At 56.8% G+C, this 24,921-nt stretch carries 24 protein-coding genes and 1 tRNA gene; 22 read left to right on the top strand and 3 right to left on the bottom strand.

The window, feature by feature from the left end; all coding sequences use genetic code 11:
• Positions 1-59 precede the first annotated feature (59 nt).
• Entirely contained in the window at positions 60-1,226 is a 1,167-nt protein-coding gene (locus ACHZBF_RS03710; protein WP_321527719.1) for a Wadjet anti-phage system protein JetD domain-containing protein, read from the top strand.
• Positions 1,227-1,300: 74 nt separating this feature from the next.
• On the opposite strand, the gene ACHZBF_RS03715 is transcribed toward ACHZBF_RS03710, so the two are convergent.
• Positions 1,301-1,609 carry a c-type cytochrome gene (locus ACHZBF_RS03715; RefSeq protein ID WP_321527720.1) on the bottom strand — a complete coding sequence of 103 codons (309 nt, stop codon included), beginning with the start codon at positions 1,607-1,609 and terminating at the stop codon, positions 1,301-1,303.
• A 345-nt stretch (positions 1,610-1,954) separates the two neighbouring features.
• On the opposite strand from ACHZBF_RS03715, the gene ACHZBF_RS03720 reads away from it, so the two are divergent.
• The 3 genes from ACHZBF_RS03720 (at position 1,955) to tsaA (ending at position 3,865) form a co-directional block, all read left to right on the top strand.
• The gene (locus tag ACHZBF_RS03720; RefSeq protein ID WP_321527721.1) at positions 1,955-2,155 is read left to right on the top strand and encodes a hypothetical protein; all 201 of its coding nucleotides are present in this window, start codon (positions 1,955-1,957) and stop codon (positions 2,153-2,155) included.
• Between the two features lie 297 nt (positions 2,156-2,452).
• Positions 2,453-2,902, top strand: coding sequence for a PEP-CTERM sorting domain-containing protein (locus ACHZBF_RS03725; protein ID WP_321527722.1), 450 nt, complete (start codon positions 2,453-2,455; stop codon positions 2,900-2,902).
• A gap of 252 nt (positions 2,903-3,154) precedes the next feature.
• Complete coding sequence (gene tsaA / locus ACHZBF_RS03730) at positions 3,155-3,865, top strand: tRNA (N6-threonylcarbamoyladenosine(37)-N6)-methyltransferase TrmO (protein ID WP_321527723.1); 711 nt, start codon at positions 3,155-3,157, stop codon at positions 3,863-3,865.
• On the opposite strand, the gene ACHZBF_RS03735 is transcribed toward tsaA, so the two are convergent.
• Entirely contained in the window at positions 3,862-4,707 is an 846-nt protein-coding gene (locus ACHZBF_RS03735) for an MbnB/TglH/ChrH family RiPP precursor modification enzyme (RefSeq protein ID WP_321527724.1), read from the bottom strand. The two genes, tsaA and ACHZBF_RS03735, sit on opposite strands and share 4 nt — an antisense overlap.
• Before the next feature lie 166 nt (positions 4,708-4,873).
• Between ACHZBF_RS03735 and trxC the strand changes: the two genes are divergently transcribed.
• The 4 genes from trxC to greA all read left to right on the top strand — a co-directional run bounded on the left by trxC (position 4,874) and on the right by greA (position 10,402).
• Positions 4,874-5,299 (top strand): thioredoxin TrxC, encoded by a 426-nt coding sequence (trxC, locus tag ACHZBF_RS03740; RefSeq protein ID WP_029134987.1) that lies wholly within the window; start codon positions 4,874-4,876, stop codon positions 5,297-5,299.
• 162 nt (positions 5,300-5,461) lie between these two features.
• A complete protein-coding gene (gene carA, locus ACHZBF_RS03745; protein WP_273441097.1) occupies positions 5,462-6,604 on the top strand; it encodes a glutamine-hydrolyzing carbamoyl-phosphate synthase small subunit in 1,143 nt (380 codons plus the stop codon).
• A 55-nt stretch (positions 6,605-6,659) separates the two neighbouring features.
• Positions 6,660-9,866 (top strand): carbamoyl-phosphate synthase large subunit, encoded by a 3,207-nt coding sequence (carB, locus tag ACHZBF_RS03750; protein ID WP_321527725.1) that lies wholly within the window; start codon positions 6,660-6,662, stop codon positions 9,864-9,866.
• Positions 9,867-9,925: 59 nt separating this feature from the next.
• Positions 9,926-10,402: a transcription elongation factor GreA gene (gene greA, locus ACHZBF_RS03755; RefSeq protein WP_029134990.1), complete on the top strand. Its 477-nt coding sequence runs from the start codon at positions 9,926-9,928 to the stop codon at positions 10,400-10,402.
• Positions 10,403-10,568: 166 nt separating this feature from the next.
• Here the strand turns inward: greA and yhbY are convergent, their stop codons facing one another.
• Positions 10,569-10,868 carry a ribosome assembly RNA-binding protein YhbY gene (gene yhbY / locus ACHZBF_RS03760; RefSeq protein ID WP_029134991.1) on the bottom strand — a complete coding sequence of 100 codons (300 nt, stop codon included), beginning with the start codon at positions 10,866-10,868 and terminating at the stop codon, positions 10,569-10,571.
• 148 nt (positions 10,869-11,016) lie between these two features.
• On the opposite strand from yhbY, the gene rlmE reads away from it, so the two are divergent.
• The 14 genes from rlmE (at position 11,017) to nuoG (ending at position 24,918) form a co-directional block, all read left to right on the top strand.
• The gene (gene rlmE, locus ACHZBF_RS03765) at positions 11,017-11,637 is read left to right on the top strand and encodes a 23S rRNA (uridine(2552)-2'-O)-methyltransferase RlmE (protein ID WP_029134992.1); all 621 of its coding nucleotides are present in this window, start codon (positions 11,017-11,019) and stop codon (positions 11,635-11,637) included.
• Positions 11,638-11,784: 147 nt separating this feature from the next.
• Positions 11,785-13,713 (top strand): ATP-dependent zinc metalloprotease FtsH, encoded by a 1,929-nt coding sequence (ftsH, locus tag ACHZBF_RS03770; protein WP_211245108.1) that lies wholly within the window; start codon positions 11,785-11,787, stop codon positions 13,711-13,713.
• Between the two features lie 29 nt (positions 13,714-13,742).
• Positions 13,743-14,582 (top strand): dihydropteroate synthase, encoded by an 840-nt coding sequence (folP, locus tag ACHZBF_RS03775; RefSeq protein ID WP_321527726.1) that lies wholly within the window; start codon positions 13,743-13,745, stop codon positions 14,580-14,582.
• Between the two features lie 131 nt (positions 14,583-14,713).
• On the top strand, positions 14,714-16,093 hold the full coding sequence (gene glmM / locus ACHZBF_RS03780; protein ID WP_321527727.1) for a phosphoglucosamine mutase: 1,380 nt from the start codon (positions 14,714-14,716) through the stop codon (positions 16,091-16,093).
• Between the two features lie 211 nt (positions 16,094-16,304).
• A complete protein-coding gene (gene tpiA / locus ACHZBF_RS03785; protein ID WP_321527728.1) occupies positions 16,305-17,057 on the top strand; it encodes a triose-phosphate isomerase in 753 nt (250 codons plus the stop codon).
• A gap of 169 nt (positions 17,058-17,226) precedes the next feature.
• Entirely contained in the window at positions 17,227-17,637 is a 411-nt protein-coding gene (gene secG, locus ACHZBF_RS03790) for a preprotein translocase subunit SecG (RefSeq protein ID WP_029134996.1), read from the top strand.
• Positions 17,638-17,668: 31 nt separating this feature from the next.
• Positions 17,669-17,753, top strand: a tRNA-Leu gene (locus ACHZBF_RS03795).
• 195 nt (positions 17,754-17,948) lie between these two features.
• A complete protein-coding gene (locus ACHZBF_RS03800) occupies positions 17,949-18,305 on the top strand; it encodes an NADH-quinone oxidoreductase subunit A (protein WP_029134997.1) in 357 nt (118 codons plus the stop codon).
• Positions 18,296-18,778: a NuoB/complex I 20 kDa subunit family protein gene (locus tag ACHZBF_RS03805; RefSeq protein WP_029134998.1), complete on the top strand. Its 483-nt coding sequence runs from the start codon at positions 18,296-18,298 to the stop codon at positions 18,776-18,778. Before ACHZBF_RS03800 ends, ACHZBF_RS03805 begins: the two co-directional genes overlap by 10 nt.
• Before the next feature lie 13 nt (positions 18,779-18,791).
• A complete protein-coding gene (locus ACHZBF_RS03810; RefSeq protein ID WP_029134999.1) occupies positions 18,792-19,511 on the top strand; it encodes an NADH-quinone oxidoreductase subunit C in 720 nt (239 codons plus the stop codon).
• Complete coding sequence (locus ACHZBF_RS03815) at positions 19,504-20,757, top strand: NADH-quinone oxidoreductase subunit D (RefSeq protein ID WP_321527729.1); 1,254 nt, start codon at positions 19,504-19,506, stop codon at positions 20,755-20,757. The genes ACHZBF_RS03810 and ACHZBF_RS03815 overlap by 8 nt, the downstream gene beginning before the upstream one ends.
• A complete protein-coding gene (locus ACHZBF_RS03820; RefSeq protein ID WP_029135001.1) occupies positions 20,757-21,287 on the top strand; it encodes an NADH-quinone oxidoreductase subunit NuoE family protein in 531 nt (176 codons plus the stop codon). Before ACHZBF_RS03815 ends, ACHZBF_RS03820 begins: the two co-directional genes overlap by 1 nt.
• Positions 21,288-21,292: 5 nt before the next feature.
• Positions 21,293-22,561 (top strand): NADH-quinone oxidoreductase subunit NuoF, encoded by a 1,269-nt coding sequence (nuoF, locus tag ACHZBF_RS03825; protein ID WP_029135002.1) that lies wholly within the window; start codon positions 21,293-21,295, stop codon positions 22,559-22,561.
• A 53-nt stretch (positions 22,562-22,614) separates the two neighbouring features.
• Complete coding sequence (nuoG, locus tag ACHZBF_RS03830) at positions 22,615-24,918, top strand: NADH-quinone oxidoreductase subunit NuoG (RefSeq protein WP_321527730.1); 2,304 nt, start codon at positions 22,615-22,617, stop codon at positions 24,916-24,918.
• Positions 24,919-24,921 lie beyond the last annotated feature (3 nt).

Raw genomic sequence — 24,921 nt, forward strand, 5'->3', positions numbered from 1 at the left:
AAAATTCTCCCCGTTCCATATCCTGTTGATTAAAGACGGCTAGAGGGAAACTGTGCACTATGACTCACTGCCAATTGGATGCGCTTCCGGTACCGCCCTGGTTGCATGAAGAGCCGGAGATTCGCGAGCTGCTCGATGCACTATTGAAACGGTTGAACGAAAAGCCGCTGGTAGTGCGCAAGCAGGCACTCTGTATCCGGCTGTCAAAACAGAGTCAGCCAAACTTGTTCAAAAACAACGAAGCATCGGATTGTAGCTGGGGGTTGCTGATGTCGCTCTCAGGAGTCGTGCTGACTGTAAAAGAGTGTCCCAAGCGGAAACCCTTCGATCCGGTCTATGCCGGTGCCACGATTCGCTTGCGGGTCGGACATGAAACCGCGGCGGAAACTGCGCTCCGGGAGTGGTTGGCTCATCCCTATTGTCCACCCTATCCGGCGCGTTGGGCAGAAGTGGTTGCAGCAGAGAGTCATCTGTTCCCCGGATCAACGGCTGAACTCGTCCTGCGGGCACCCAAGCTGGCCGGTAAGAGCCCGGAGGAACTGCTGTCCGCTTTTGCCCGAGTCGGTGACTATACCCAGGCTGGGCTGACCCTTCGGCAACTGAGTGCCAGGTGTTTCTGGGGGAATTCGAAGTTTCTGGATACACGCGAGGATCTGCTGCTAAGGCTGTTTCCCGCTATCACCCTTGCCCCCCGTCCCGTCATGGTCCATGTTTATCTCCCCGCTGAATTTACCGACATCCTGTTTATTGAAAACCAGGATACCTATATACAGGCAGCAACAGGTTTCTCGTCGACCGTGGAACAGCACGCGTTGATCTATGTGTCCGGCTTCAAGGGGAGTGCCGGGCGAATCCGTGATAAGCATGGTGCGTTAGTGCATTTCCATGCTGGAAGCGATCCACAACAGCAAAAGAATTTCCTGGACTGGTGGTTTTTCAGGCGTGAGGCCGACTGGCCCCTGTGGTTCTGGGGCGACCTGGATTACTCTGGTTTTATGATTCTGAAGGCGTTAAGGGGTGTGTTTGGTGATGTGGGCGCCTGGCCCGCGGGGTATCTGCCCATGATGGATTTGCTTGATCAATCCGCCGGTCATTCGGCCGAAACAGGTAATAAGAGTGTGCAGACCGACCCGGGATGTACCGGTTGTGCGTACGCCGACAGGGTATTGTTGCCGGCGCTGAGATCAACCGGGCTGTTTGTCGATCAGGAGGCGGTTTCGGTCTGAATGAACTGTTGCCGGTATCGGCCGATCTCACCACTGCCCCGGTTTGTGGGGGCAGTGATCTTTTGGTCACCGGGTTAGTGCGTCAGCATCCAGGCGATCACCTTCTTGATGTCGGCGATGGGTGCCGGACTGGGCGGCATCTGGGTCTCGCCCCATTTGCCACCGGGACTGCCTGCTTTTACGGTTTCCGCCAGCGTGTCTATCGCACCATCCTGGCTGGCATATTTCTTGGCGATATCTTGAAATGAGGGGCCGATCAGCTTGGCATCGGCCTTATGGCAACCGAGGCATCCCGACATCATGGCTGTTTGCTGATCAGCTTGGGCTATCATGGCCGATGTCATCAATAGAATAACGCTTAGGGTTTTCACTGTTTTGGTCATAGTGGTTTCCAATAAGTTGATGAGATTGATGAGATTGATGAGATTGATGAGATTGATGAGATTGATGAGATTGATGAGTTGTGTGGGGTATTTGCATAATCACTACCGATTTTCTTGATCTGTTAAGGCATTGTGATGTGTGACTGCTTACACAGGCTAGCGGCAGCAAAAAAGGAATATTTACTGTCATTTAGTCCGGTTTTTATCGATAGAAACAGATTGATAAGGTGGGTAACTGCCGTCTCCGGCCCGATCAGGATACCATTCCCGGGCCTGTTGTTTGATTTCGATCATTCAGCTACTTGTTTCGGGTTTGCGCCGGAGGCGCCCGCTGTCCGGTTTCAGGTGCTGTTTTCGGATCTCGCGGAGGCGCAACTGCTGTCCCGTTACGAACCAGATCAGCTACGCCGGTTTATTACCCGCGTGCTGGTGGACCGGAAGCAGTGTAACCAGGAGCGTATCAAGACGCTCTGGGCCAATCACCGGCGCAATGTCTACCACCAGGCCGAGCTGGATTTCATGGAGGAATTCGCGGTGGTGGATTAGCTAACGCGTTGCGCCCGAATCTGCCGCTGATTGGCAGAATGTGGTGAGTGGGGCAAACGGTATCGAACGTGAATGAGGGTTTTCGCCCGCGAGGATGCAGGTGCGAAGCGTTGCCTAGGAGTGTGGCCACTAAACAGGTAATTCAATGACTTTTTGTCGGGTTGTTTTACAATCCGTACCCTGAACCTCAAAAAAACTCTTAAAAATCAATTCATTATTTTTTGGCATGGAATATGTATTAGTAATGTTGAATATAATTGATATTCGATAAATTGTTATCTGCAGAGTAGTAAAGTCATGAAAAAAATAATCTTTTACATCACACTTATGTTTATTGCCGCTCCGACAATCAGTTATGCCACTCCGGTATTTTGGGAGATAAATGCGGGCGGATTTGGCTATGAGTCATCCTGGTCTATTACCCAGGATACTGGCGGCTCCTTCTCGGCCGGTGTCGGCTCCATGTCCAGCTATACGAACTACACCTTCAATTGGGATCTCACCCCCGGGGACTATTCGTTGATCCTCAGAGATACCTGGGGCGACGGTTTGGATGCCGGGGGGCACGCCACGCTGATAGTTGACGGAACCACCTTGCTTTCATGCGGAAACTGCTTCGGTAGTTTTTACCAGATGGGTTTTGTTGTGCCGCAGGTTGAAACATCGGTTCCGACTCCGGCGCCACTTGCCCTTATGGGACTCGGTCTAGTCGGTATCGGGTTTAGCCGGAAGTTAAAATTGGCTTGATTCATATCCTTGTATCGAGATCTGACCCCGCCATTGAGCGGGGTTTTTGTTGTGGGTTTGCATTCTCAGGCTATAGGAAATAGCCTGAGAAAATAGGTGGTGTCGGGTTAATTTGTTACGCTTCGATTCTTCCAACAGCTGGCGCTGCTGTCAGATTAATTTACAGTCGCGGTCGTGGGTTGTCCTTTTGATGAGCAGGCCTGTGCTCGTTGCAGTCAAGAGTCGGCTATATTTTTGGTGCCTCTGTCAGTAATGAACTATACATTCGAACCCATCGGTTTCATCCGTTCCCCCTACAAGGAGAAGTTCGGTATCCCGCGTCAGCCGGGATTGATTGCCGAAGCCAGGGGCGAGCTGGTGTTCGCTGCACCCTATAACCGACCGGAGGCGGTGATCGGTCTGGAGGGGTATTCCCATGTCTGGTTGCAGTTTGTGTTTCATCAGGCGCTGCGGGACGACTGGCAGCCGATGGTGCGCCCCCCTCGGCTGGGTGGTAACAAAAGGGTGGGGGTGTTTGCCAGTCGGTCGCCTTTCAGGCCCAATCCGATCGGTCTCTCGGTGGTGAAGCTTGAGCAGGTGCGAGCGGGCGACGGGGAGGTCGTGCTGGAGCTGTCAGGGATTGATCTGTTGGATGGCACCCCGGTGTTGGATGTAAAGCCTTATGTGGGGTACGTGGACAGTATTCCGGAAGCCCGTTCCGGGTTTGCGCCGGAGGCGCCCGCAGTCCGGTTCCAGGTGCTGTTTTCGGATCTGGCAGAAGCGCAACTGCTGTCTCGTTGCGAACCGGATCAGCTACGCCGGTTTATTACCCGTGTACTGGAAGTTGATCCGCGCCCGGCCTACTCCGGCGACTCGCAGCCGGACCGGATCTACGGCATCCGCTTGTATGACTTTGACTTGCGCTGGCGTATTAGTGGCGATCTGGTCGAGGTGCTGGAGCTGGCACCGCCGGGTGTGGATTAGTCTTCCTCCAGGTGGCGATCGACAGCCTTGCGCACTTTGCGTATGTCACAGAGCATCCCCGACAGGGTCGGAATGGTGTCCTCTCGCTCAATGATCGTGGTAATACGACCAAAACGGTCCAGCATTTCGGTATGGAGTTGCCAGATCGGATCGATAATGTGCGGGGGCGCTTCGCATGCGTCATCCGTGGCGGGCTGGAAGCTGATGTCCGGCAGATGAACCTGCTGCACCCGTTCCCTGGGTAGCTGATTGATATAGTCCGAGGCACTGAACCCCTGGTTCAGGCTGCTGGTGAGCAGATTGCCAACATCGATCAGGACCAGGGAGTCAGAGAGCTCGGCCACCTCACGAATGAACTCGGCCTCCGGTATCGCCTGATGATCCTCCTGATCCAGTGGTACGTTTTCCAGTAGTATCTGTCGGCCGAGGAATGACTGCACCTGGTCGATGCGCGAAACCACATGCTCCAGTGTCTCTTCCGTATAGGGCAGCGGCAGAAGTTGGCCCTGTTCATCATCCGCCCCCTTCCAGCAGAGGTGGTCGGAAATCCAGGTCGGCTCGACCCGGTCGGTCAATTTTTTCAGCTCTTCCAGATAGCTCTGGTCCAGTGGCCACGGGCTGCCGATAGACAAGCTGAGGCCATGCAGCATGAGGGGGTATCGCGCTCTCAGTGCATCCAGTTGCCGTAGCATTGACTCATCGGCACCCAGGTAGTTTTCGCTAATGACCTCGATGCAGTCCAGCTCCGGTTGGTCGCGAAGAATGGTTTCCAGATATTCGGTGCGCAGACGCAAACCGTATCCGAGGTAGGGGAGCGTGATGTGGTTGTTTCTTTTGTTCATAGGACTGCAGCGACACCTGACTGCGCTGACAATACTCTGCTTGTCCCTGGCAGGGCAAGGGGTGAAGGTTTGTTGGTATATTGGTAAATACTTGAAAACTGATTTATCAGCACCCAACTGAATCCCAGGCACATGTAGGTTTTCGATGTATAAGTGGAGGAGTGTGATGTCAAATATCCTGTGTCCCCATTGTTATGGAGTGAATCGGGTTCCTGATCAGCGCATCGGTGAGGATCCGAAGTGTGGAAAGTGTCACAAGCCACTGTTCAGCGCCAAGCCGATTGCCCTGGATGGCGCCGGTTTTGAGCGCTTTGTCAGTCGCAGTGATCTGCCGCTGCTGGTCGATTTCTGGGCCCCCTGGTGTGGTCCCTGCAAAATGATGGCCCCGGCCTTCGAACAGGCGGCTGCCCGGCTGGAGCCGCGGGTGCAACTCATCAAGATCAATACCGAAGAACAGCAGTCGGTGGCGGCCAGATTTGCCATCCGCAGCATTCCCACCCTGATCCTGTTCCGGGGTGGATCGGAAATCGCCCGGGTTTCAGGGGCGATGGATGCGTCGGGCCTGGTTTCCTGGACGACAAAACAGCTGTGATTTTTGCCAGGTGTCGCATGGACATGGGCACCCGGATTCAAGTAGAATTCACCCGGTCGGCGGCTTTACGGTTCAGTACAGTCGCTCCCAGAAAATCCTAATCTGTTCGGGATGGCTCCCTTGAGACTGTCCCGTTTGGCATGCCTGAAGGGGACTGGTTTCTTGAGTAAGCCCGCAATATTGGTCTTGGAAGATGGAACGGTCTTCCGTGGTGAATCCATCGGTGCCGATGGTCAGACAATCGGCGAGGTGGTTTTCAATACCGCCATAACCGGCTATCAGGAGATCCTCACCGATCCCTCCTACTGCAGGCAGATCGTCACCCTGACTTACCCCCATATCGGCAACACCGGTACCAACGACGAGGATGAAGAGTCCGGTGATATCTACGCCGCAGGACTGATCATCCGTGATCTGCCGCTGCTGGCCAGCAACTGGCGCAGCCAGCGGACCCTGGATCAGTACCTCAGGGAAAACGGTGTGGTGGCGATTGCCGGCATCGATACCCGCAAGCTGACCCGGATCCTGCGTGAAAAAGGCGCCCAGTCAGGCTGCATCATGGCTGGCGATCAACCGAATGAAGCGGCCGCTCTGGATGCGGCCCGGTCGTTCCCTGGACTGAAGGGCATGGACCTGGCGAAAGAGGTGACTACCCATACACCCTATGAGTGGGCACAAGGCACCTGGAGCCTGGAAGGCGGCTTGCCGGAGTCTCCGGGGCATATTGAAGAGAGCCTGCCGACCCATGTGGTCGCCTACGATTACGGCATCAAACGCAACATACTGCGCATGCTGGTGGATCGTGGCTGCCGGGTGACGGTGGTGCCGGCCCAGACACCGGCGGACAAGGTGCTGGAGCTGCGGCCGAACGGGGTGTTCCTGTCCAATGGCCCGGGCGATCCGGAGCCCTGCGACTACGCTATCGAAGCGATCAAGACCATTGTGGATACCGGAATCCCCGTATTCGGCATCTGCCTTGGACATCAGCTGCTGGCCCTGGCCAGTGGCGCCAAGACCGTCAAGATGAAATTCGGCCATCACGGCGCCAACCATCCGGTGCAGAACCTGCAGGACAAGGTGGTGATGATCTCCAGCCAGAACCACGGGTTCGCGGTGGATGAACAGAGCCTGCCGGCCAATCTGGAGGCGACCTACCGCTCCCTGTTCGATGATTCCCTGCAGGGGATTCATCGTACCGACCGACCGGCCTTCGGCTTCCAGGGTCACCCGGAAGCGAGCCCGGGACCCCATGACGTGGCGCCGGTGTTCGACCACTTTATCGAGTTAATGCAAGCCGCGGAATAGAGCGGGTTAGACGATAACTGAAACAAGCCATTTACTGCGGATTTAAAAGCAACCAATGCCAAAAAGAACAGACATTGAAAGCGTACTGATTATCGGTGCCGGCCCGATCGTGATCGGCCAGGCGTGCGAGTTTGACTACTCCGGGGCCCAGGCCTGCAAGGCGCTGCGGGAAGAGGGCTATCGGGTGATCCTGGTTAACTCCAACCCGGCCACCATCATGACCGACCCCGATAGTGCGGATGCGGTCTATATCGAACCGATCACCTGGCGCACGGTCGCACGGATCATCGAGAAGGAGCGCCCCGATGTGCTGCTGCCCACCATGGGCGGACAAACGGCACTGAACTGCGCATTGGATCTGGTGCGCGAAGGGGTGCTGGAGAAGTACGGGGTCGAGATGGTCGGCGCCTCGCGCGAGGCGATCGACAAGGCGGAGGACCGTGACCTGTTCCGCCAGGCGATGCAGAAAATCGGTCTGGACATGCCCCGGGCAGCGGTGGCCCACAGTATGGAAGAGGCACTGCAGGTGCAGGCGCAAATCGGCTTTCCGACCATCATCCGCCCCTCCTTTACCATGGGCGGCTCCGGTGGTGGTATCGCCTACAACCGGGAAGAGTTTGTTGAAATCTGCGAGCGTGGGCTAGACCTCTCACCTACCCATGAGCTGCTGATCGAGGAGTCGGCGCTGGGCTGGAAAGAGTACGAGATGGAAGTGGTGCGGGACCACAAGGACAACTGCATCATCATCTGCTCCATCGAGAACCTCGACCCGATGGGGGTACATACCGGCGATTCCATCACCGTGGCGCCGGCCCAGACCCTGACCGACAAAGAGTACCAGATCATGCGTAACGCCTCGCTGGCGGTGTTGCGCGAGATCGGTGTGGATACCGGTGGCTCCAACGTGCAGTTCGCCATCAATCCGCAAGACGGGCGTATGATCATCATCGAGATGAATCCCCGGGTCTCCCGCTCTTCTGCCCTGGCCTCCAAGGCGACCGGTTTCCCGATTGCCAAGATCGCCGCCAAGCTCGCGGTTGGCTATACCCTGGATGAACTTCGCAATGAAATCACCGGCGGTGCCACCCCGGCGTCATTCGAGCCATCCATCGACTATGTGGTCACCAAGATTCCCCGTTTCGCCTTTGAGAAGTTCCCGGCCGCGCCGGACCGCCTGACCACCCAGATGAAATCGGTGGGTGAGGTGATGGCCATCGGTCGCACCTTCCAGGAGTCGCTGCAGAAGGCGCTGCGCGGCCTGGAGACCGGCAAGAGCGGCCTGGATGAGGTGGTTGATCTGGATTCCGAAGAGCTCAAGACCACACTGCGTCATGAGCTGCGTGAACCGGGCGCAGAGCGGCTCTGGTATGTGGCGGACGCGTTCCGTTCCGGCATGTCGCGGGATGATATTTTTGAAGTAACCAAAATCGATCCCTGGTTCCTGGTGCAGATCGAGGAACTGGTGCAGATCGAGGCCGATGTGCGCGCTGGCGGCATGTCCGCGCTGGACGGCTATCGGTTGCGTTATCTCAAACGCAAGGGCTTCTCCGACGAGCGTCTGGCCAAACTGGTTGATGTCAAACAGGATCGAATCCGTGAGGCACGCTGGCAGGCCGGGGTGCGCCCGGTATTCAAGCGGGTCGACACTTGTGCCGCCGAGTTCTCCACCAGCACCGCCTACATGTACTCCACCTATGAGGAGGAGTGCGAGGCGCAGCCGACCGACAAGAAAAAGATCATGGTACTGGGGGGTGGCCCGAACCGGATCGGTCAGGGTATTGAGTTCGACTACTGCTGTGTACATGCCGCCTTCGCCATGCGTGAAGATGGTTATGAGACCATCATGGTCAATTGCAATCCCGAAACGGTATCGACCGATTACGACACCTCGGATCGGCTCTATTTCGAACCCCTGACCCTGGAGGATGTGCTTGAGGTGATCGAGGTCGAGCAGCCGATGGGTGTAATTGTGCAGTATGGCGGGCAGACCCCGCTCAAACTGGCGCGGGCGCTGGAAGCGGCCGGTGCGTCCATTATCGGTACCTCACCCGACTCCATTGACCTGGCCGAGGATCGTGAGCGGTTCCAGCAGCTGGTGGAGAAGCTGGGCCTGAAGCAGCCGCCCAACCGCACCGCATCCGAGGCTGAGCAGGCGGTGTTGCTGGCGCAGGAGGTGGGTTATCCCCTGGTGGTGCGTCCCTCCTACGTGCTGGGCGGACGGGCCATGGAGATCGTTCATGACGAGGATGACCTGCGGCGCTATATGCGTGATGCGGTCAGCGTCTCCAATGACTCACCGGTATTGCTCGACCGCTTCCTGAATGACGCGATTGAAGTCGATATCGACGCCATCTGCGATGGTACCGACGTGGTGATCGGCGGCATCATGGAACATATCGAGGAGGCCGGTGTTCACTCCGGTGATTCCGCCTGCTCGCTGCCGCCCTACACGCTCTCTGCCGAGATTCAGGACCGGATGCGTGAACAGATCCGCCGGATGGCGCTGGAGCTTAAGGTGGTGGGTCTGATGAACACCCAGTTTGCCATCAAGGATAACGAGATCTATCTGCTGGAGGTAAATCCCCGCGCCTCGCGCACGGTGCCGTTCGTCTCCAAGGCGACCGGTGTGCAGTTGGCCAAGATTGCCGCCCGTTGTATGGCCGGTGTTTCACTTAGGGACCAGGGCTTCACCAAAGAGGTGATCCCGGAAAACTATTTTGTCAAAGAGGCCATTTTCCCGTTTGTCAAATTCCCCGGCGTCGATACCCTGTTGGGGCCCGAGATGAAATCCACCGGTGAGGTGATGGGGGTTGGCGCTACCTTTGGCGAGGCCTTCGCCAAGGCGATGGAGGGGGGTGGCGATCTGCTACCACGCTCCGGCCGGGCTCTGCTTTCGGTGCGTGAGCAGGACAAGGCACGTATCGTCTCGGTGGCGCGGGATCTGCGTCAGATCGGTTTCCAACTCTATGCCACCGGCGGCACTTGCAAGGTGATCATGGATCACGGCATCGAATGCGAGCGGGTGAACAAGGTCGCTGAAGGCCGTCCGCATATCGTGGATATGATCAAAAATGATGAATTCCGTCTGATCATCAATACCACGGAAGGAAAAAAGGCCATTGCCGATTCGGCCGCTATACGGCGCTCCGCCCTTCAGCACAAGGTGACCTATACCACCACCATGTCCGGTGGCGAGGCGATCTGTCTGGCGTTGAAACAGGCGGACAGTACCAATGTCAACCGCCTGCAGGACCTGCATTGACCTGGGATGATGGCTTCCGGTTGGATGCCTGGATAGTGAACAAAGATGAGGTTTAAAGTATGAGCAAGGTGCCCCTGACAGTCAGAGGTGCGGAGAGTCTTCGGGCCGAGCTGACCCAGCTGAAGCAGGTTGAGCGTCCGAAGGTGATCCAGGCGATCGCCGAGGCGCGTGCGCATGGCGATCTGAAAGAGAACGCGGAGTATCACGCGGCGCGTGAACAACAGGGTTTTATCGAGGGCAGGATTAAGGATATCGAGTCCAAGCTCTCCCATGCCCAGATAATCGATGTGAAGAGTATCGATGCCGATGGCCGGGTGATCTTTGGCGCCACCGTAGACGTATATGAAGAGGAAGAGGATGCCGAACACACCTTCCAGATTGTTGGCGACGACGAGGCGGATATCAAACAGGGACTGATTTCGGTCAGTTCCCCCATGGCCCGTGCCCTGATTGGCAAGTCGGTTGGTGACGAAACGGCTGTCCAGACCCCGAATGGCCTGCGCCACATGGAGATACTGGACGTTCGCTACGAGTAGTGGGCTGGGGCTCGCGTGGTTTGGGCAGAGGGGGCGGTAGCCCCCTTTTGGTTTTGCCCAGGGATGGACTTATGCCGCGGAGGTCATGGATGACCGGGAGCGGTTTTGGCCAGGGATGGACTTATGCCGCGGAGGCCATGGATGACCGGGAGCGGCGTCGCCGTGTTCAATCCCGGACCAGGGAAATGACCGGTTTGTCCGCGTTACGTCTGAAGAAAGCCGCCACATGCCCGATGGTTTGAACCAGTTCGGCATTACAGCGGTCGCATATCTGGACAATCATCTCCCGACGCTCTTCCCGGTCGCCCGCATTCAGTCTCACTTTAATCAGTTCATGGGTGTTCAGGGTGACATCCAGTTCATTAAAAACTGCCTCGGTCAGACCGTTCTGGCCGATGATCACCACGGGATTGAGGTGATGAACCAGGCTCTTCAGCTGGCGAATCTGTTTTTTTGTCAGAGGCATCACGGACTCCGGTCTGTTTTGAAAGGCCGCGCATTCTAACGTAGTTACAGGCAACTCGACACTCTATATTATGATAAATGGGTCTTTTTTACGGTGCTGTGGAAATAGGCTCACCGCAGAGTCCCGATACTGATATCAAGCGGGTCAGATGAAAAAAAGCAAAAGCAGTCACCAGTGGCTGGACCGCCACTTCAATGATGAATATGTCAAACGCGCTCAGGCTGAGGGGTATCGTTCCCGTGCGGCCTTCAAATTGCTGGAATTGCAGGAAAAGGATCGTCTGTTTTCTCCAGGACAAGTGGTCGTGGATCTTGGTGCGGCGCCGGGCGGCTGGTCCCAGGCGGCGGTCAAACTGGTTGGCGGTTCGGGACGGGTGTTTGCCCTGGATATACTGCCGATGGATGCGCTGCCGGGTGTGGATTTTATTCAGGGTGATTTCCGCGAGGATGCGTCGGTGGAGCAGTTACGGGTGTTGTTGGCCGGTCGACCGGTGGATCTTGTAATCTCTGATATGGCCCCCAATGTGAGTGGTATGAGCGCTGTCGATCAGCCCCGCGCCATGTATCTGTGTGAACTGGCTCTGGAATATGCGCGTGAAGTGTTGCGTCCCGGAGGTGGTTTCGTGGTAAAGGTTTTTCAGGGCGAGGGGTTCGATCAGTATGTGAGGGATCTGCGAAGCACCTTCTCCAAGGTGACAACACGCAAGCCCGCCGCTTCCCGAGCACAGAGCCGGGAGGTGTACTTGGTGGCGAGCCGCTATAATGTATAGTACTGTAGATCGTCCGATTTGGTGATAACCAGTTGAATTATGGCCGGTTCCAGTGGTCGATAAGGCAAGGGGCCGGAAAGCGCCGAGGGTGGTGTGGGGATTTTCTCGGCATTGGTAGTTATGTAGAGGGTTTTGACCTTGAATGATATGGCAAAGAATCTGATTCTCTGGGTGATCATCGCGATCGTTTTGATGTCAGTATTTAACAATTTTTCCACCCAGACCTCGCAGACGAATGCGCTGTCCTATTCGGATTTTATTGCCCAGGTAAAGAGCGGCGCGGTCCAGAAGGTGAATATCGATGGCCGCGAAATCAAGGGTACACTGACCTCCGGTGCCACTTTCTCGACTTATAGTCCGGGTGATGACGGGCTGGTGGGTGATCTGCTGAACAATAATGTCCAGATTGTTGCCACACCGCCGGATAAACCATCGATCCTGATGACTATTCTGATCAACTGGTTCCCGCTGTTTATCCTGATTGGCCTGTGGATCTTCTTCATGCGCCAGATGCAGGGCGGTGGTGCCGGTCGGGGGGCTATGTCCTTCGGTAAGAGCAAGGCACGCATGCTGGGCGAAGATCAGGTCAAGGTCACCTTTGCGGATGTCGCGGGTGTTGAGGAGGCGAAGGACGAGGTCTCGGAAATGGTCGAGTTTCTGCGTGACCCTTCCAAATTCCAGAAACTCGGCGGCAAGATCCCCAAGGGTGTGCTGATGGTCGGCTCGCCCGGTACCGGTAAGACCCTGCTGGCCAAGGCCATTGCGGGCGAGGCGAAGGTGCCGTTTTTTACCATCTCGGGTTCCGATTTTGTTGAGATGTTCGTTGGTGTCGGTGCCTCCCGTGTGCGCGATATGTTCGAGCAGGCGAAGAAGCACGCCCCCTGTATCATCTTTATCGACGAGATCGATGCGGTCGGTCGCCACCGTGGCGCCGGTCTTGGTGGTGGACACGATGAGCGTGAGCAGACACTCAATCAGCTGCTGGTGGAGATGGACGGGTTTGAAGGCAACGAGGGCGTGATTGTAATTGCCGCGACCAACCGTCCCGATGTGCTGGATCCCGCACTGCTGCGCCCGGGTCGTTTCGACCGCCAGGTGGTGGTGCCGCTTCCTGATGTACGTGGACGGGAACAGATTCTTAAAGTACACCTGCGCAAGGTAGCCGCTTCGGATGATGTGAAGCCGGCACTGATCGCACGCGGTACGCCGGGCTTCTCGGGTGCCGATCTTGCCAATCTGGTCAACGAGGCGGCACTGTTCGCTGCCCGCGCCAACAAGCGTATGGTGGAGATGGCCGAGATGGAGCGGGCCAAGGACAAGATCATGATGGGCGCCGAGCGCAAGTCCATGGTGATGAGTGAGGATGATAAGAGGCTTACCGCCTACCACGAAGCGGGGCATGCCATTGTGGGGCGTATCGTTCCTTCCCATGATCCGGTGTACAAGGTGAGCATCATCCCTCGTGGCCGGGCCTTGGGCGTCACCATGTTCCTGCCGGAAGAAGATCGTTACAGCCACAGCAAGGAGCATCTGGAAAGTCAGATATCCAGCCTGTTTGGCGGCCGTGTGGCGGAGGAGCTGGTGTTTGGCAAGGAGATGGTCACCACCGGTGCCTCCAATGACATCCAGCGTGCCACCAGCATTGCCCGCAGCATGGTCACCAAGTGGGGTCTCTCGGATCGGCTTGGGCCGCTGATGTATGGTGAGGAGGAGGAAGAGGTTTTCCTGGGACGCTCCGTCACCCAGCATAAAAACGTCTCCGATGAGACGGCTCACGCCATCGACGAAGAGGTGCACAGCTTCATTGATCGCAATTATGCCAGGGCGAAACGGATTATCGAGGAGAATATGGACAAGCTCCACATCATGGCTGAGGCGTTGATGAAGTATGAAACCATCGATAGCGCCCAGATCAATGACATCATGTCCGGCAAACGGCCACAGCCTCCAGCGGACTGGACCGATGATTCCGACACCTCCTCCAAGTCTGGTGGCGATGGATTAAAAGCCGATGTGGTTGATAAGCCCAAGGGTGATTCTCCCGATGGGATTGGCGGTCCTGCCGGACAGCACTGACCCATTGCCTGATCAGGCCAGCGTTCGCTATGACGATCATCGATTGCGCCGGTAATCGCATCGACCTTAAACGCCCGCGGATCATGGGCATACTCAATGTCACCCCCGATTCCTTTTCGGATGGGGGTGATTTTATTTCCCGTGATGTTGCCTTGGCGCGCGCCCGTACCATGGTGGACGAGGGTGCGGATTTTCTCGATATCGGGGGCGAGTCCACCCGCCCTGGTGCCCAGGCGGTTTCAGAGCAGGAGGAGCTGGACCGGGTTATTCCCGTCATCGAGGCCATCGCCTCCGAAATACCGGTTCCAATCTCGGTGGATACCAGCAAGGCGGCAGTGATGCGCCACGCGGTAGCGGCTGGCGCAGGATTGATCAATGACGTGATGGCGTTGCGCGACGAAGGCGCGCTGGCCGTGGCGAGAGAACTGGATGTGCCGGTCTGTCTGATGCATATGCAAGGATTGCCCCGTACCATGCAGCATGATCCGCAGTATCGGGATGTGGTGGCAGAGGTGATGGCGTTTCTGCGATCGCGAGTCGACGCCTGTCTGGCGGAAGGTATCGCCAGAAACAGGTTGTTGCTCGACCCTGGCTTTGGTTTCGGTAAATCCTTATTGCACAATCTCACGCTTTTGCGTCATCTTGAGCGGTTCAGTGAGTTGCAACTCCCCCTGCTGGTGGGCATTTCCAGAAAATCGATGATCGGCGCGGTACTCGATGATGCCCCTGTGGACCAGCGGCTGTTTGGCGGGCTGGCCTGTGCCGTCATGGCCGTGGAGCGGGGCGCGGCGATTATTCGTACGCATGACGTAAAACCGACAGTCGATGCAGTGCGTATGTCGCACGCGGTGATTTCGGTAGAAGCGTAGGAGCGGCACCCTCGCCGCGAGGATTCGGCCCGGAGCGGGCCTTCTACGGGATCGGTCGGATTAGCGCAGCGTAATCCGACAAACATGTTTTTAACTTTATTTGATGAATTGCCGGGATAGAGGGGAGCGCCTTGAAACGGAAATACTTTGGAACCGATGGCATTCGCGGCCGTGTCGGCGAGGGAAAAATAACGCCGGAATTCGTTATGCGCCTCGGTTGGGCCGCAGGGCGGGTACTGGGCAACGGCAGGGGCAGCAAGGTGCTGATCGGTAAGGATACCCGGATCTCCGGCTATCTGCTGGAGTCGGCGCTGGAGGCCGGATTGGTTGCCGCGGGTGTGGATATACATCTGCTGGGTCCCATGCCGACTCCCGGTATTGCCTATTTGACCCGTACCCTGCATGCGCAGGCGGGAATTGTTATCAGCGCCTCGCACAACCCCCATTGTGACAACGGCATCAAGTTCTTTTCCAGCGAAGGCAAGAAACTGCCGGATGAGGTAGAGCTTGCGATCGAGCGGGAACTGGATAAACCGATGACCACGGTTGAATCCGAACAGCTGGGCAAGGCGTATCGGGTTGGTGACGCCGCAGGTCGATATATAGAGTTTTGCAAAAGCACTATCCCCTGGACCATGAGTTTTAAGGGGATGAAGATAGTTGTGGACTGTGCCCATGGAGCCACTTATCACATCGCGCCACATGTTTTCAGGGAGGTGGGTGCCGAGGTCGTTGCCATTGGCGCCGAACCCGACGGGCTGAATATTAATGCAGGTGTCGGTTCAACACATATTGAAACCCTGCAGAAAGAGGTGCTGAAACAGCAGGCTGATCTGGGGATTGCCCTGGATGGTGATGGTGACCGCCTGATCATGGTGGATGCTAACGGATCTGTACTGGATGGTGATGACATTCTTTATATCATCGCCTGTTCCCGGTTGCGCCGGGGTATCCTGAATGGTGGTGTGGTCGGGACGAAAATGACCAACTTCGGACTCGAGCATGCCTTGAATGAACACGGCATCGAACTGGTGCGCACCGATGTCGGGGACCGTTATATCCTGGAACGGCTGCAGTTGGAGCGCTGGTCCCTGGGGGGAGAGCCGTCCGGGCACATTATCTGTCTGGATCGTACCACCACCGGTGACGGTATTATTTCTGCGCTGCAAGTATTGGCGGAAATCAACAAGAGCGGCCGGAAGCTGCATGAATTGCGTGACGGCTACCGGAAGTTTCCGCAGATCACCCGGAATGTAAAGCTGGGCAACGTGCCAGCTACGGAACTGATGGCTGCCGAGTCGGTGCAACAGGCAGTCGCCGCCGCCGAGGACGCACTTGCCGGGTCAGGGCGTGTATTGCTGAGGCCTTCCGGCACCGAGCCACTGATCAGGGTAACGGTGGAAGGTCCGGATGACGGGCAGGTCCAGAACCTGTCACAGCAGATAGTTGATGCCCTGGATCTGCTTGTGAGCGCGCCGGCGGCGAACAGCAGGCGAACGGTTTCGATTTGAAGCAGCGCTAACATTCCTGCCCATGGCTGGCGGGTTTGATTCCCGATAGTGCTGCTTGGTGTTAATTATCATAGGGATAATTGATCCCGGCTATACCATTTCCTGATTTGATTTCACCCGGGCTGGTGGATAGACTTTTTCCCTTTGAATCGATTATTTAACAACCATCATTGGTGGTGGTCTGATACAGACAAGCAGTCAGGAGAGAACGATGCGTCAACCACTCGTTGCGGGTAACTGGAAAATGAATGGCTCCCTCGAGAGCATCGGTCTGTTGCTCCAGGGGATTAAGGCAGGCATGACTGATGTGCGACGAGCCGAAGTGGCGGTTTGCGCACCGGCCATCTATCTGCCGGCTGTTCAGCAACAGTTGCAGGGCACCGCCGTTGCCTGGGGTGCGCAGGATGTTTCGGCAGAATCATCCGGTGCCTATACCGGTGAGATCGCCACCTCGATGCTGCAGGATTTTGGGTGCAAATATGTCATCGTTGGTCATTCCGAACGGCGTGCCTACCATGCCGAGAGTGATGAACTGGTGGCGCGAAAATTTGCCGCGGCCCGTGCGGCAGGGCTGGTTCCCATACTGTGCGTGGGAGAAACCCTTGCCGAGCGGGAGCAGGGAATTACCGAGTCGGTTGTCGCCCGTCAACTGGATGCGGTGATCAACCTGGAAGGGGTTGCCGCCCTTGCGGATGGTGTGGTGGCCTATGAGCCGGTATGGGCTATTGGAACCGGTGAAACAGCGACACCCGATCAGGCGCAGGAGGTACATGCCTTTATCCGTAATCGTGTTGCCGGCCATGATGCGGGAGTGGCGGACGGTTTGCGTATCCTTTACGGCGGCAGTATGAAACCCGGTAACGCCCAGGAACTGATCGCCAAGCCGGACATTGATGGCGGCCTGATTGGCGGAGCATCACTTGATGCCGGCGACTTTCTGGGAATCTGCACGGCAGCCAACTGATAACCCGTAAAATCCGGCGCCATCATCCTGTTGTTTAGGATGATTGTCCGGATTGTCTGCGGGAAAAACCTCAGAAATTTAGACTTTTGATGCCGATGTGACTTCTTTCTCGCAACTGCATCATGTACAATGCGCGCTTTGAATTTTCAGCTATCCAACGGAAGCCCGAATGCAAACAATTCTGGTCGTAGTCCATCTTTTCCTGGCGGTTGGTGTCATTGGTCTCGTGCTGATGCAGCACGGCAAGGGGGCTGATGCGGGCGCGGCTTTTGGCTCCGGTTCATCAGGCACGGTTTTTGGTGCTGCAGGTTCAGCCAATTTTTTAAGTCGGGCGACGGCGCTGCTGGCAACCCTTTTCTTCCTGACCAGCCTGGGTATGGGCTGGTTCTCAATGCAGGCGGTTGAGCGCCCTGGGTTGATGATTGAAGATTCGACCCCGGCGGTGGAGATTCCGGTTTCCAGGCCAGAGCCGATGTCTGAAGTCCCTGCAATTCCAGGTACGGCCGGTGGCGCTGTTGAAGTGCCGGTGGTTCCGTCTGTAACGACAGACAACGGCGAGCAGCCGAAGGTAACAGAATGAAATGATTCAGATGGGCTGGAGCTGGCCCTATGCCGATGTGGTGAAATTGGTAGACACGCTATCTTGAGGGGGTAGTGGCGCAAGCCGTGCCGGTTCAAATCCGGCCATCGGCACCATATTGAAAGAACGGTACCACCCGTTGGGGTGGTGCCGTTTTTTGTTAATAAAATCAATCATAAGTGGTTGATTATAAAGTTTTTTATTATCTCCATAAGCTTGACAGATCAAGTCGGCTGCTCTACCATTTCGCCCCGTTAAACTTATGGCTGGGGCCACTGCTGATGAGCGCCCGGTGAGAAGGACGAGAGCAAATGTTAGAGAACTATCTTCCCGTTCTGGTGTTTATCGGTGTCGGCCTGATTGTCGGGGTCGTCATGGTGGCACTGGGTTTTGTGCTCGGCACGAGACGCCCCGATAGCGAAAAGCTGTCTCCCTATGAGTGTGGTTTTGAGGCATTTGAAGATGCCCGCATGAAATTCGATGTCAGGTATTACCTGGTCGCCATCCTGTTCATTATTTTCGATCTCGAGATTGCTTTTCTGTTTCCCTGGGCCATTGTCCTGGACAAAATCGGCATGGTTGGACTTGTCGCCATGACCGTCTTTCTGGGTGTGTTGGTCGTCGGGTTTATTTATGAGTGGAAGAAAGGGGCCCTGGAATGGGAGTAGAAGGCATACTTGAAAAGGGTGTCATCACCACAAGCGCCGACAAGTTGATCAACTGGGCGCGTACCGGCTCCCTCTGGCCAATGACCTTCGGTCTCGCCTGTTGCGCGGTTGAGATGATGCACGCAGCGGCAGCGCGCTATGACATGGATCGGTTTGGGATTATTTTTCGCCCCAGTCCCCGTCAGTCCGACGTGATGATTGTGGCGGGCACATTGGTCAACAAGATGGCGCCGGCACTGCGCAAAGTCTATGACCAGATGGCCGAACCCCGCTGGGTGATCTCCATGGGCTCCTGCGCCAATGGTGGCGGTTACTATCACTATTCATACTCCGTGGTGCGCGGGTGTGATCGTGTGGTGCCGGTGGATGTCTACGTACCGGGTTGTCCGCCCACTGCCGAGGCACTCCTTTACGGCATCATCCAGTTGCAGGAAAAAATCAAACGTACCAGCACTATCGCGCGTCAGGACTAGGTGAGTCGGATTAATGAACGAAACTGTCAAGACGAAATCCCAGCTTCGCCACGAGACACTGCAGGCCAATCTGGTTGAACGCTATGCATCAAAAGGTTGCGTGGTGACCTTTGCCTTGGGCGAAGTCACGATGGTGATCCCCAGGGAGCATCTGTTGAGCATCGCCACGGAACTCCGTGATGACGAGGCCTTTCTGTTTGAAGAGCTGGTCGATGCTTGCGGTGTTGATTACGCCGGTTATGGTGAATCCGAATGGATGACCCAGGAAGCCTCGGCGGCAGGATTCTCTCGTGGTGTGGATCGACATATTATTGATGTATCCGCGCGCGGCGAAAACGATCGCTTCGCTGTGGTCTATCATCTCCTGTCGATGGCGCACAATCAGCGCCTGAGACTAAGAACCTTTGTCGATGCCACCCAGCCGATCATCGATTCCGTGGTGGATATCTGGCGCGGGGCTGACTGGTTTGAGCGTGAGGCCTTTGATCTGTACGGAATAATGTTCAGCGGTCATCCGGATCTGCGCCGTATCCTGACCGACTATGGGTTTGTCGGTCATCCATTTCGCAAGGACTTCCCCCTCGAAGGCAATGTCCAGATGCGCTACGACGCGGAACATGGAAGGGTGATCTACGAGCCGGTTTCTCTTGATCCCCGTGTGCTGGTGCCGAAGGTGATTCGCGAAGATAACCGATTTGTGTCCAATGCACAGCAGGACTCTACAGATGCCTGAGATTCGTAACTATACCCTCAACTTCGGTCCCCAGCATCCGGCCGCGCATGGTGTGCTGCGTCTGGTTCTTGAGATGGACGGCGAAGTGATTGAGCGCGCCGACCCGCACATTGGGTTGTTGCACCGAGCGACCGAGAAGCTGGCCGAGAGTAAGCCTTTTAATCAGACGATTCCCTATATGGATCGGCTCGATTACGTCTCCATGATGTGTAGTGAACATGGCTATGTCATGGCGGTGGAGAAACTGCTGGGTGTTCAGGTCCCCATGCGGGCCAAATATATCCGCACCATGTTCGATGAGATCACCCGGATTCTCAATCACCTGATGTGGCTGGGAACGCATGCGCTGGACGTCGGTGCCATGACGGTATTCCTCTATGCCTTTCGCGAGCGCGAGGATCTGATGGACTGCTACGAAGCGGTCTCGGGCGCGCGCATGCACGCCGCCTATTATCGGGTAGGCGGGGTTTATCGTGATCTGCCGGAACTGATGCCGCGCTATGCCAACAATCAGTTCCGCAGTGATGCCGATATTGCGCGCAAGAATGAGACCCGTCAGGGGTCGCTGCTCGACTTCATTGAGGATTTTGCCAACCGTTTTCCAGGGTTGGTAGACGAATATGAGACCCTGCTGACGGACAATCGGATCTGGAAGCAGCGCACGGTCGGTATCGGCGTGGTGACGCCGGAGCGCGCCAAGCAGCTCTCATTCAGCGGTCCGATGGTGCGTGGTTCAGGGTTGGCCTGGGATCTGCGTAAAAAGCAGCCTTACGCCGCCTACGACAAGGTTGATTTCGATATCCCGGTGGGCGTGAATGGCGACTGCTATGACCGCTACCTGGTGCGGGTCGAGGAGTTGCGCCAGTCCACGCGCATTATCAAGCAGTGTGTCCAGTGGTTGCGTGAGAATCCAGGCCCGGTGATTGTCGAGGATCATAAGATCTCGCCGCCGGCCCGTGACTATATGAAGGGTGATATGGAGAGTCTGATTCACCATTTCAAACTCTTTACCGAGGGTTACTGCCCACCCGCCGGAGAGGCTTATGCCGCCGTCGAGGCGCCCAAGGGCGAGTTCGGTTGCTACGTGGTTTCCGATGGCAGCAACAAACCGTTCCGATTGAAGATTCGTGCTCCCGGTTTTCCGCATCTGGCGGCAATGGATGAGATGGTAAAAGGCCATATGCTGGCCGACGTGGTGGCGGTGATCGGCACCATGGATGTCGTATTCGGGGAGATTGATCGCTGATGGGTTTCAAGAATTCACCAATGACTACGGTCAAGCCGTCTGAGAACAAGGAGCAGCTGTTCCCGGCGGAGATACGGGCGGAGATCGATACCTGGGTTGCCAAGTACCCGGAAGGTTGGCAGCAGTCCGCGGTAATGGCCGCGTTGCGCATCGTGCAGGATGACAATGGTGGGTATCTCACCCAGGAGCTGATGGACAAGGTGGCCGCCTATCTGGACATGCCACCTATCGCCGTCTATGAAGTGGCCACTTTCTACTCCATGTACGAGCACAAGAAGGTGGGCAAGCACAAGGTCTGTGTCTGTACCAATGTCTCCTGCATGATCAACGGTTCCGACAAGCTGGTTGATCACATGGAGAAGAGGCTCGGTATCACGCTGGGACAGACCACGGAAGATGGACGGTTCACCCTGAAAGAGGTGGAGTGCCTGGGAGCCTGTGGTGGTGCCCCGATGTTCCAGATCGGCACCAAATACTACGAGAATCTGACGCCTGAACTGGTCGATTCCATTCTGGACGGGCTGGAGTAAGCATCATGGCAAACGAAGTCTGTCTCAGAAATAATGATCTTGAGCGCCCCTGGTTGCTGGAGACCTACCAGAGCCGCGGCGGCTACTCCGCACTGACCAAGATCCTCAAGGAGAAAATTCCACCGGAGCAGGTGATCGAGGAGGTCAAGTCCTCCGGCCTGCGCGGTCGTGGCGGTGCCGGATTCCCGACCGGTCTGAAATGGAGCTTCATCTCCCGCAATGCGCCGGGTCAGAAGTATGTGGTATGCAACTCGGATGAGGGCGAGCCCGGTACCTTCAAGGATCGCGATATCCTGCGCTACAACCCGCATCAGCTGATCGAGGGTATGGTTATCGCCGGTTATGCCATCGGCGCTACCGTGGGTTACAACTATATCCGTGGCGAGTTCTGGGAGCCTTACGAGCGCTTCGAGGCGGCACTGGAAGAGGCGCGGGCGGCCGGTTTTCTGGGCGACAATCTGCTCGGTTCCGGGTTTGATTTCCAGCTCCATTCGCACCTGGGCGGCGGCGCCTATGTCTGTGGCGAGGAGACCGCATTGCTGGAATCCATCGAAGGCAAGAAGGGTCAGCCCCGTTACAAGCCACCGTTTCCGGCTCATTTCGGACTTTATGGCCGGCCGACCATTATCAATAACACCGAGTCACTGGCCTCCATTCCAGTCATCATGGAGAAGGGCGGCGAGTGGTTCAAACAGCTGGGTGTGGAAAACAGCGGCGGCTCCAAACTGTTCTCCATCTCGGGCAATCTGAATAACCCCGGTGTGTTTGAGATACCCCTCGGTACGCCGTTTTCGACCCTGCTGGAGATGGCGGGCGGTATGAAAGACGGCCGCAAGATCAAGGCCGTCATCCCTGGCGGATCTTCCGCACCCATCATTCCGGGTGACCAGATGATGGACCTGACCATGGATTATGACGCCATTGCCAAGGCCGGTTCCATGCTCGGTTCGGGTGCCGTGATCGTGCTGGATGACACCAACTGCATGGTCAAGGTGCTGGAACGCATGTCCTACTTCTATTTTGAGGAGTCCTGCGGCCAGTGTACTCCCTGCCGCGAAGGCACCGGCTGGCTCTACCGCGTGGTAAGCCGGATCGAGCGTGGCGAAGGACGCCCCGAGGATCTGGCGCTGCTGGATGACGTCACGCAGAAGATCGCCGGCCGCACTATCTGCGCCCTGGGCGATGCCGCCGCCATGCCGGTACAAGGCATGCTGAAGCACTTCCGGCACGAGTTCGAGTATCACATTGAACACAAGAAATGCATGGTCGGCTGAGGCCGCGCCCGCATTGAACGTTATTTACGGCTACTGGTTAGAGAACTAAATCAATGTCTGAAGACCAGACGATTACAATCGAGATAGATGGTAAGGCGATACAGGCCACGCCCGGTCAGATGCTGATCGAGGTGACCGACGCCGCCGGCATCGATATCCCCCGTTTCTGTTATCACAAGAAGCTATCCATATCCGCAAACTGCCGGATGTGTCTGGTTGAGGTCGAGCGTGCACCCAAACCGCTGCCCGCCTGTGCCACGCCGGTGAATGACGGGATGAAGGTGTTTACCCGTTCTCCTGTCGCGCTGGCCGCGCAGAAGGGCACCATGGAGTTTCTGCTGATCAACCACCCGTTGGATTGTCCGATCTGTGATCAGGGCGGCGAGTGTGAGTTGCAGGATATCTCCATGGGATACGGCAGCGATATCTCCCGTTTCGTTGAAGGCAAGCGTATCGTCCGGGACAAGGATATCGGCCCTCTGGTCGTCACCGATCTGACCCGCTGCATTCACTGCACGCGCTGTGTCCGCTTTGGCGCCGAAATTGCCGGTATCCGCGAACTCGGTGCCACCGGTCGCGGTGAACACATGACCATCGGCACCTATATAGAAAAGAGTGTGGATTCAGAGCTTTCGGGCAACATTATTGATGTCTGTCCGGTCGGCTCACTGACCTCCAAACCGTCACAGTTCAAGGCGCGCGCCTGGGAGTTGATCCAGCGCGACACCATCGCACCGCATGATTCGGTCGGTTCCAATGTTCATGTGCATGTACGCCGCAATGAGTTGATCCGGGTGGTTCCGAAAGAGAACGAGGCGGTCAACGAGTGCTGGATCTCGGATCGCGACCGCTTCAGTTACGAAGGCGTCTACAGCGAACAGCGCCTCACCTCTCCCATGATCAAGAAGAATGGGGAATGGACTCAGGCGAGCTGGGACGAGGCCTTGACCGAGACCATCAAGGGTCTGAAGGCGGCCGGTGCTGACCTCGGAGCACTGCTCTCTCCGGCGTCGACCCTGGAAGAGCTGTTTCTGGCGCAGAAGCTGGTCAGGGCCCTGGGCAGCGAGGCGATCGACAGCCGTCTGCGACAGGGTGATTTCCGTGGCGAAGAGCCCCGCGTCCCCTGGCTGGGACAATCTATCGAGGCCCTGGAGAAGCTGGATGCCGCCCTGCTGATCGGCAGCAACATCCGCAAGGAGCAGCCGCTGCTGGGACACCGTCTGCGCAAGGCCGCACTGGAAGGCGCCACAATCAGCTTCATCAACCCGCTTGAGCTGGATCTGAACTATGTGGCGCAACAACAGGTCGTCTCTCCGGCGGGCATGCTCGATGAACTGGCGGCCGTGGCCAAGGCGGCAGGCGCCACTGGCGCGCTGATCGATTCGGCCGTTGTTTCCGAACAACATCAGGCCATCGCCGGCAGTCTGAAATCAGCCGCAAACGGTACCCTGTTGCTGGGAAATATGGCGACCGCACATGGCGACTTCGCCATCCTGCGCTCACTGGCAGCGGCCATCGCCAAGGCCTGTGATGTGAAGCTGGGCTACCTGCCGGAAGCGGCTAACAGCGTGGGAGCCCGCCTGGTCGGTGCCGTGGGTACCGAGGGCAATGATGCTCAGGCGATGCTGGAGCAGCCACGCAAGGCCTATCTGCTGATGGGTATTCAACCGGGCCTGGATCTATGGAATCCGGCAAAGGCCAGTAGCGCCTTTGAGCAGGCCGGATTTGTGGTGGCAATGACCGCCTATAGAAGCGCCGATCTGGATGCCGTTGCCGATGTACTGTTGCCGACGGCCCTGTTTGTCGAGACCTCAGGCAGCTATGTCAACGCGGCCGGCACATTGCAATCCTTTGCCGGCGCCATCACCCCGGCCGGAAATACCCGTCCCGCCTGGAAGGTGCTGCGCGTGCTGGGTAATCTGCTGGAGGTCCCGGGCTTCGACTATATCAGTTCGGAAGAAGTACTGGCGGAGATCAGGACGGCAATTGCGGGCGTGACGCCTGATAATGTGACTGCTGATGCGACTGGCCTGGAACCACAAGCCGGTGCCGGTGGATTGCAGCGAATTGGTGACGTGCCGATCTACGCACTGGACCCGCTGGTACGACACGCGGCATCGCTGCAGCAGACCCGCGATGCCATACCGGCCGGTATTTATATAAACAGTGACGAAGCGGCCCGACAGGGGGTCGCCGCCGGTGAATCCGCCATCGCTGTACAGGATGGCAGCCGCGCCCAACTGCCGATATTTATTGACCCCAACGTACCAAACGGTTGTGTCCGTATACCCGCCGCGCTGGCCGGTAGTGAGATGCTTGGCGCACAGTTTGGTGAAGTGACCCTGGAGAAGGTTTAAGCG

Source organism: Sedimenticola selenatireducens, assembly GCF_963675335.2.
Taxonomy (GTDB): Bacteria; Pseudomonadota; Gammaproteobacteria; order Chromatiales; family Chromatiaceae; genus Sedimenticola; species Sedimenticola selenatireducens.